This window comes from Mesorhizobium sp. M7A.F.Ca.US.002.01.1.1 (assembly GCF_004022955.1).
In the GTDB taxonomy this organism is placed as follows: domain Bacteria; phylum Pseudomonadota; class Alphaproteobacteria; order Rhizobiales; family Rhizobiaceae; genus Mesorhizobium; species Mesorhizobium ciceri.
The window spans coordinates 1-6,829 of record NZ_RZQE01000321.1 but is presented as its reverse complement, the minus strand read 5'-3'; the positions used below and the strand labels follow the sequence as shown (position 1 = coordinate 6,829).

Below are 6,829 nucleotides of genomic sequence, written 5' to 3'. Positions count from 1 at the left end.
GCCCGGCACCACCTGGAACTGAAGGTTGGCGTCGACGACACGGCCGCCGAACAGATTGGCCAGCACCCAGAGCCGGGCATTGCGCGCCGAAAACCACGGCCATAGCTGCTTGACGTGAGAGACCTGCATGTCGTGGATGTTGAACGCCAGATTGATCCCCGGCACTTTGCCGTCGACGAACGCCACGGCGGCGGTGCCAAGCACCTCGCCGGAGCCGGCGGACCGAAGCGCGATCTGCTCTGCGACCAGTTTGTGGCTCACCGTGTTGTAGACACCGGCGATCCGGGCGAGGAAGGTGAGCGCCGGCTCGGGCGACTCCGAAGGCGCAAGCGACGATCCGTCGCTGGTCAGGTCGTAGCGATAGGAGGGCTCTTCACCCACCGCTCCGCTTGCCGGCTTCGGCCCGATCGAACCGGCGAAATCGAATGTCGAGCGGCCGGTCTTCAGCAGCAATCTGTCGACCTGGACCTTGTTGCTGCCAGCAACCAGCGTCGCATTGATATCGACGTCCGCCGCCAGCAATCCTCGCGTGCCGAGATCGAGGACAGAGCCCGTCGATGACAAAGCGGCCGTCAGCCGCGATGCGTTCACGCCGAACCCTTCCGATCCCGTCAGCTTCAACGCGACGGGTCCCAACTTGCCGGCAGCGGCCGCGCCGGTGTCGGCCAGATCGACGCTCGCATCCAGCGCCGTGACCCGGTGCGCCGCGATATCACGGGTGGCGGTAGCGGCAACCGTAAGCGTCCTGCCGTCGATGTCTGCCTTCGAGGAAAACTGCATGCCGCCCGGTCCCGACTGCACGACGGTGGCGTCGGTGATCTTGACGAGCTTGATCGCTCCGGTTTCGGGCAGCACGAATTCGACATTGCGAAGATCGATGCGACGCAGCGAATCCTCCCGCACGGCATCGAGTGCGTGGTTGATGTTTCCGAACACCGCGGCGGACAGCTTCTCCGGATCGATGAGGCCGTCCGCATTGCGCAGGCCGGCGGTCCAGTCGCCGCCTGACGGCATCGCCGCCACGACGATGCGGGCATCCGAGATCCTGGCGCTGGTCAGCCGCACATCTCCCCACAGCAGCGGGAACAGACGCACGCCGAAGCGCACGCGGCCGGCATCGGCCATCGGCTTGCCGTCTGATGTCTTCAAGCTGACGTCGCTGACCTGAAGCGCGATGAAACTCGAACCGTCGAGCGTGATGCGGGCAGGCCCGACCGCGACATTGACATCGACGCCCGCCAGTTTCTCAAGCGCCGTTTCCGCCTCGGCGCGAAGCCGGTCGGCTCCGATGCCGGAGGCGCCAACCAGATAAACGAGCACGGCGGCCAGCAGCACGAAAGCGACCAGACCGGCGAACAGTCGCGACAGGATGCGAAAACCGCGTCCGATCGACGCCTGACCAAGCGGCGGCACACGGCAGGCGGACGGAAAGGTCCCCAGGTCGGTGATCTCATCACGCCTGAACCGGATCTTCTCGTGCTGCGGTCGCTCCTGATCCACGCAATTTTCCGTTGTACGAACTCGATCGTGGACGAATCCCCGTCCGACACTATATCGGTGTGGCTTCGCGCGTAACCTCAAACAAGGGCATCGGTATGGCTGACCTCGACGTAGGCGATCTTGCGCCGCAATTTGACCTGCCGCGGGACGGCGGCGGATCGGTCAGCCTTGCCGCATCGTCCGGCAAGCCCATCGTGCTCTATTTCTATCCGCAGGACGACACAACAAGCTGCACGCAGGAGGCGATCAGCTTCTCGCAGTTGAAGCCGGAGTTCGAGAAGGCCGGCGCCGTGGTGATCGGCCTGTCGCCCGACCCCGTCAAGAAGCACGACAAGTTCAAGTCGAAATACAATCTCACCATCGACCTCGCCGCCGACGAGGAGCGCAAGGTGATCGAGGCCTACCATCTGTGGGTCGAGAAATCGATGTATGGCCGCAAGTATATGGGCGTCGAGCGCGCGACGTTCCTGATCGGCCGCGACGGGCGGATCGCCAGGATCTGGCGCAAGGTCCGCGTCAAGGGCCATGCCGAAGAGGTGCTCGAGGCCGTTCGAGCGCTTTGAGGTTTGCCGGCGAGGCTGGCCCAGGTTCCCTTGCAACCTTACGCACGCCTGGCGGGCAATCGCTGCGAGCAAGCTATCGCTGCAAGCCTTTGTTAACCCTAATAATGTGTAATCAAGCTGTCGTGGTGTCGTAAACGAAAGCTTGGTCCCGTGAACGCAACCGGTCAGTCCGCAGTCTTCGGCAAGCGTAAGGAGCCCCATACGGTCATCATCGCCCGGGGCAACGAGATCAGGCATTTTACGATCCGACCGTGGCTGGCGGCCTTTATCGGCTCGGCGCTGGCCGCCATTGCCGTCGGCTACCTCATGGCCACCTCCTATCTCGTGCTGCGCGACGATTTGATCGGCGCCACAACGGCGCGTCAGGCGCGCATGCAGCAAGCCTATGAAGATCGCATTTCGGCGCTTCGCGCCCAGGTCGACCGCATCACCAGCCGCCAGTTGCTCGACCAGCAGCTGATGGAAACCAAGGTCAGCGAACTGCTTGAACGCCAGAGCCAGTTGAGCCAGCGTCATGGCCGCCTTGGTCCGCTGCTCGAACGCGCCGAGAGCGAAGTCGGCGCAGCGCCGGCCGAAGATCCGGCAGCGGCTGCGAAGCCGGACAAACGCGCCGAAGCGACCGGCAGCATCAAGGAGCCCGCGCGGAATTATGCGGTCGCCAGCCTGAGCGCCGATCTCGGCGCCGGCGACACAAGGCCGTTCTCGCTGTGGTCAACCCGCTCCGATCCGCTGCCCAATGATTCAGCCGCCGATCGTGCCGACAAGCTCTTCGTCTCGATCAACCAGTCGTTGAAATCCATCGAGAGCGATCAACTGACCCGCATCAGCACGCTTGCCGACAATGCCTATAAGAGCGCCGATGCCATCACCCAGGCGCTCGAGGCGGCCGGACTGCCCGTCGACAGCGACTTCGGCAAGGGCGACAGCGACGTCGGCGGACCGCTGATCCCGCTCGACAGTTCGATGATGTTCGACAGCAAGGTCAAGGAGCTGGACGAAGCGCTGGACGCGCTCGACCATCTCAAGAAAGAAGCGCGCCAGCTGCCGCTGACCAACCCCGCGCCGGGCCACTCCGTCACCAGCCCGTTCGGCGTGCGCACCGACCCGATCCTCGGCACCGCGGCACTGCATTCCGGCATGGATTTCAGGGCGCCGATCGGCATGGCCGCAAAGGTCACGGCGCCCGGCACCGTCACCAAGGCCGGCTGGAACGGCGGCTATGGCCGCATGGTTGAAGTCGACCATGGCAATGGTTTTGCGACACGTTACGGGCATCTCAGCGAGATCGACGTGACCGTCGGCGAGAAACTGGACGCCGGCGCCGTCATCGGCAAGACCGGCAGCAGCGGCCGCTCGACCGGCCCGCATCTGCACTACGAAGTTCGCCACAATGGCGAAGCGATCGATCCCTTGCGCTTCCTCACGGTCGGCAAGAAGGTCGCCCAGTATCTGTAAGCGATCCCAGGCTCCTGCCCCATGCGCCGATGACCATCATGATGGCTGACTAAGGCGCTCCCGTCGACAGAAACGCCGTCGCTGCCGCAACCAGGGTGGTCGCGCCGACCTTCAACGCGGCCTCGTCGACACGAAACCGGGCGTGATGGAGCGGAAAGACCGATCCGATCTCCTCGTTCCGGATTCCCAGCCGAAAATAGACCGAAGGACGTTTCTCGCTGTAGTAGCCAAAGTCGTCCGCGATCGTCCATCCGGGCGTGTTGAGGACGTTGTCGGCACCGATGCAGGCCTTGGCGCTGGCGGCAATCAGCTCTGTCATCTCGACATCGTTGACGACGCCGGGTTCGCCCTTGTGGATGTCGACCTCGACACGCGCGCCGTGGCTCGTCGCCATACCCTCGGCTATCGTACGAACGCGGTGCCAGGCCCGCTCGCGGGTTGCATCGCTGCCGCTGCGGATGGTGCCTTTCAACGTGACCCTGCCGGCGGTGACATTATATGCGTTGCCGCCATTGATGGCCGTGACGGAAATCACCAGCGGATCGTACGGATCGGTCTCGCGCGAAACGATCTTCTGCAATTCGCTCACCAGGGAGCAAGCCACGGCCAACGCATCGACGCCTTCATGCGGTTTTGCCGCGTGTGCCGCCGAGCCGATGACGGCCACATCGAACGTGTCACAGGCCAGAGTGTAGGGACCGGAGCCGACGGCGATCTTGCCGGTCGGTGTGTACGGATCGACGTGGACGCAGATGGCGGCGTCGATGTCGTCGAGAAGCCCCTCTTCCACCACCCGCTTGCCGCCCGACGGTTCGACCTCCTCCGCCGGCTGGAAGATCAGGCGAACGGTACCGCCAAAACTGTCCCGCGACTGGTGAAGATGCGCGGCCACCGCGAAAGCCATCGATGCATGGGCGTCGTGACCGCAGGCATGCATCACACCTGGATTCGTCGATGCATAATCGACACCGGACTCCTCCTCGATCGGCAAGGCATCGATGTCGGCGCGAATGGCGATCTTTCGATTTGACGGCCTGCCGGCGCCGACAATATCGACGGCAAGGCCAAAGCCGGCGACGTCGCGAATGTCGACGATTCCCTGATCCACCAGCATCTGCCTGAGGTAACGCTGCGTGCCGGCCTCCTGGTTCGAAAGCTCGGGATTGCGGTGCAGATGGCGACGGACCTCGATCATCCGGTCGAGAATTCCGGCGTCGATATCGGTCGTCACGGTTTTCGCAACACCACCCGCCGTGGCCGAACCCTCAGGATTTGACATGGATCTCTCGCGGGAACTTCGTCAGGGTCTCGTGGCCGGTTTCGGTGACCAGGATGGTCTCGCTGACCTCGATGCCCCAGCCGTCCATCCACATGCCAAGGATGGAATGAACGACGTTGCCCGGTTCAAGCACCGTCTTGTCGCCCGGCCTGAGGCTGATCGTGTGTTCGCCCCAATCCGGCGGATAGGCGACGCCGATGGAGTAGCCGATGCGCGATTCCTTCTTCAGTCCGTAGCGCTGGATGACCTTGCGCCAGGCAGCTTCGACCGCTTCGGCAGTCGTTCCCGGCCTGACCGCGTTGAGCACCGCGTCCATGCCCTCGATCACCGCTTTGGCGGTATCCGAGACATTTGTCGGCGTCTTGCCAAGCTGCATGGTCCTGGCGAGGCCGGCGGCATAGCGGCGGCAAACGCCGGCAAGTTCCAGCGCAATCGTCTCGTTTTCTCCGAACCGCCTGTCGCTCCACATGATGTGCGGCGCCGAGGCATTCTCGCCACCGAGGATTGTCGGCGGAAGCGCTGTGATGTCGCCGGCAAAATCCTGGCTGCCCGCGATCTGCGCCGCCTGGATGGCGGCGATGGCATCGCATTCGCGAACGCCCGGCGCGATCACCTCGAAGGCTCGCGTGACGGCCGCTTCGGCGAGCGTCGACGCCTTGCGCAAATAGGCGATCTCGGGCGCCGATTTGACCGCGCGGATCCAGTTCACCAGCAGGTCGGCATCGTGCCATTTTGCATTGGGAAGTCCGGCGACAAGCCGGGCGTGCGCCTTGGGGGAGAAATAATAGGCTTCGAGTTCGATGCCGATATGGCGGCTCCCCCAGCCCCTGGCGACAATCCAGTTCGCAATCCAGTCCATGGGATGGCGATCGCCTCGCTGGACATGGTCTTCCGGAAAGCCGACCACGTTTTCCGGTTTCATCCAGGCTGTCAGAAGACCGCCGGCCGCATCCATGGCGCGCCCGATCCAGACCGGCTCGACCTCCTCGATTGGAACCAGCACCACCTGCGGCGTGTAGAACGACCAGCCGTCATAGCCGGTGATGTAATGCTGGTTGGCAACGTCGTTGACGACAAGGAGCTCGAGACCGCGCTTGGCCATCTCGGTGCGGATCTTGCGAAGCCGCTGTCGGTACTCGTCGCGGGCAAACGGCAATTCGATCATCTTTGCTCCATGCTTTGTCATCAACGGTCGCGGGTTCGCTCACCATTGAAGAGGTTTCGCCATGGCGGCAATCGGCCAGGGCGGCGTGTGGGCAGGTCCTGAACCGGGTACGTCCATACCCGGCCTTCCCAAGATTTGTGTTTCACTATCATTTATTTTTGAATTCCATTTGACTGAATAAATAAGCGGTGCCAAGCTATCCTCTCCTAAGGGGCGCAAGGCATGGCACTGCGGGGGACCAATCAGGAGTTCGGGCGGCCATACAACCGGCGCATCGTGCTTGAGTCCATCCGCCTGCACGGGCCGATCGCGCGCGGCGAGATCGCCCGGCGCGTCGGCCTCACCGTCCAGACCGTATCGACCATCGTTCGCGAACTGGAAGATCAGGACTACATCCTGTCGCTGCGCGAAGAGCCGAAGGGGCGCGGCCTGCCGCCGGCGACGCTCCGGATCAACCCCGAGGGCGGCTATGCCGTCGGCATCCACATCACCCCGCTTGGTATCAGCGCCGCCTTGATCAATCTGAGCGGCGACGTGATCGAGAGCATCTACCGCGAAGCGCCGAACGCGACGCCGGACCACGCCTTCGAGTTGATCGGGGCGATGGTGGTGGAATTGACCAGACTGCGGGCTGGCGGACGGGTGCTGGGCGTCGGCATGGCCCTGCCTGGCCCCTTCGACGTGGAGTCCATGAGTTTCGTGGGGCCGACCACCATGACCGGCTGGAAGGATGTCGCGCTGCGCGAACGGCTGGCGGCCTCCACCGGATTGCCGGCCTTCTTTGAAACCGATATGGCCGCGGCCGCCATGGGCGAGCGCCTTTATGGCCTCGGCGCCCAGTTTTCCGAATATTACTATCTCTATTTC

Annotated in this window: 5 protein-coding genes and 1 pseudogene; 3 read left to right on the top strand and 3 right to left on the bottom strand. The window is 63.5% G+C overall.

The window, feature by feature from the left end:
* Window positions 1-1,500 (bottom strand): annotated as a pseudogene (locus tag EN932_RS25050) (hypothetical protein); the annotation flags it as partial.
* A gap of 95 nt (window positions 1,501-1,595) precedes the next feature.
* Here EN932_RS25050 and EN932_RS25045 point away from each other — a divergent pair.
* Both EN932_RS25045 and EN932_RS25040 read left to right on the top strand, forming a co-directional pair.
* Entirely contained in the window at window positions 1,596-2,063 is a 468-nt protein-coding gene (locus EN932_RS25045; protein ID WP_023810305.1) for a peroxiredoxin, read from the top strand.
* A gap of 150 nt (window positions 2,064-2,213) precedes the next feature.
* Window positions 2,214-3,518, top strand: a complete 1,305-nt coding sequence (locus EN932_RS25040) for a M23 family metallopeptidase (RefSeq protein WP_127369663.1) — start codon at window positions 2,214-2,216, stop codon at window positions 3,516-3,518.
* 49 nt (window positions 3,519-3,567) lie between these two features.
* Here the strand turns inward: EN932_RS25040 and EN932_RS25035 are convergent, their stop codons facing one another.
* Complete coding sequence (locus EN932_RS25035) at window positions 3,568-4,797, bottom strand: amidohydrolase (protein WP_128369139.1); 1,230 nt, start codon at window positions 4,795-4,797, stop codon at window positions 3,568-3,570.
* Window positions 4,784-5,962, bottom strand: a complete 1,179-nt coding sequence (locus EN932_RS25030) for a M24 family metallopeptidase (RefSeq protein ID WP_127385800.1) — start codon at window positions 5,960-5,962, stop codon at window positions 4,784-4,786. The genes EN932_RS25035 and EN932_RS25030 overlap by 14 nt, the downstream gene beginning before the upstream one ends.
* A gap of 222 nt (window positions 5,963-6,184) precedes the next feature.
* On the opposite strand from EN932_RS25030, the gene EN932_RS25020 reads away from it, so the two are divergent.
* The coding region (locus EN932_RS25020) for an ROK family transcriptional regulator (protein ID WP_164890611.1) at window positions 6,185-6,829 on the top strand (645 nt) is incomplete at its 3' end.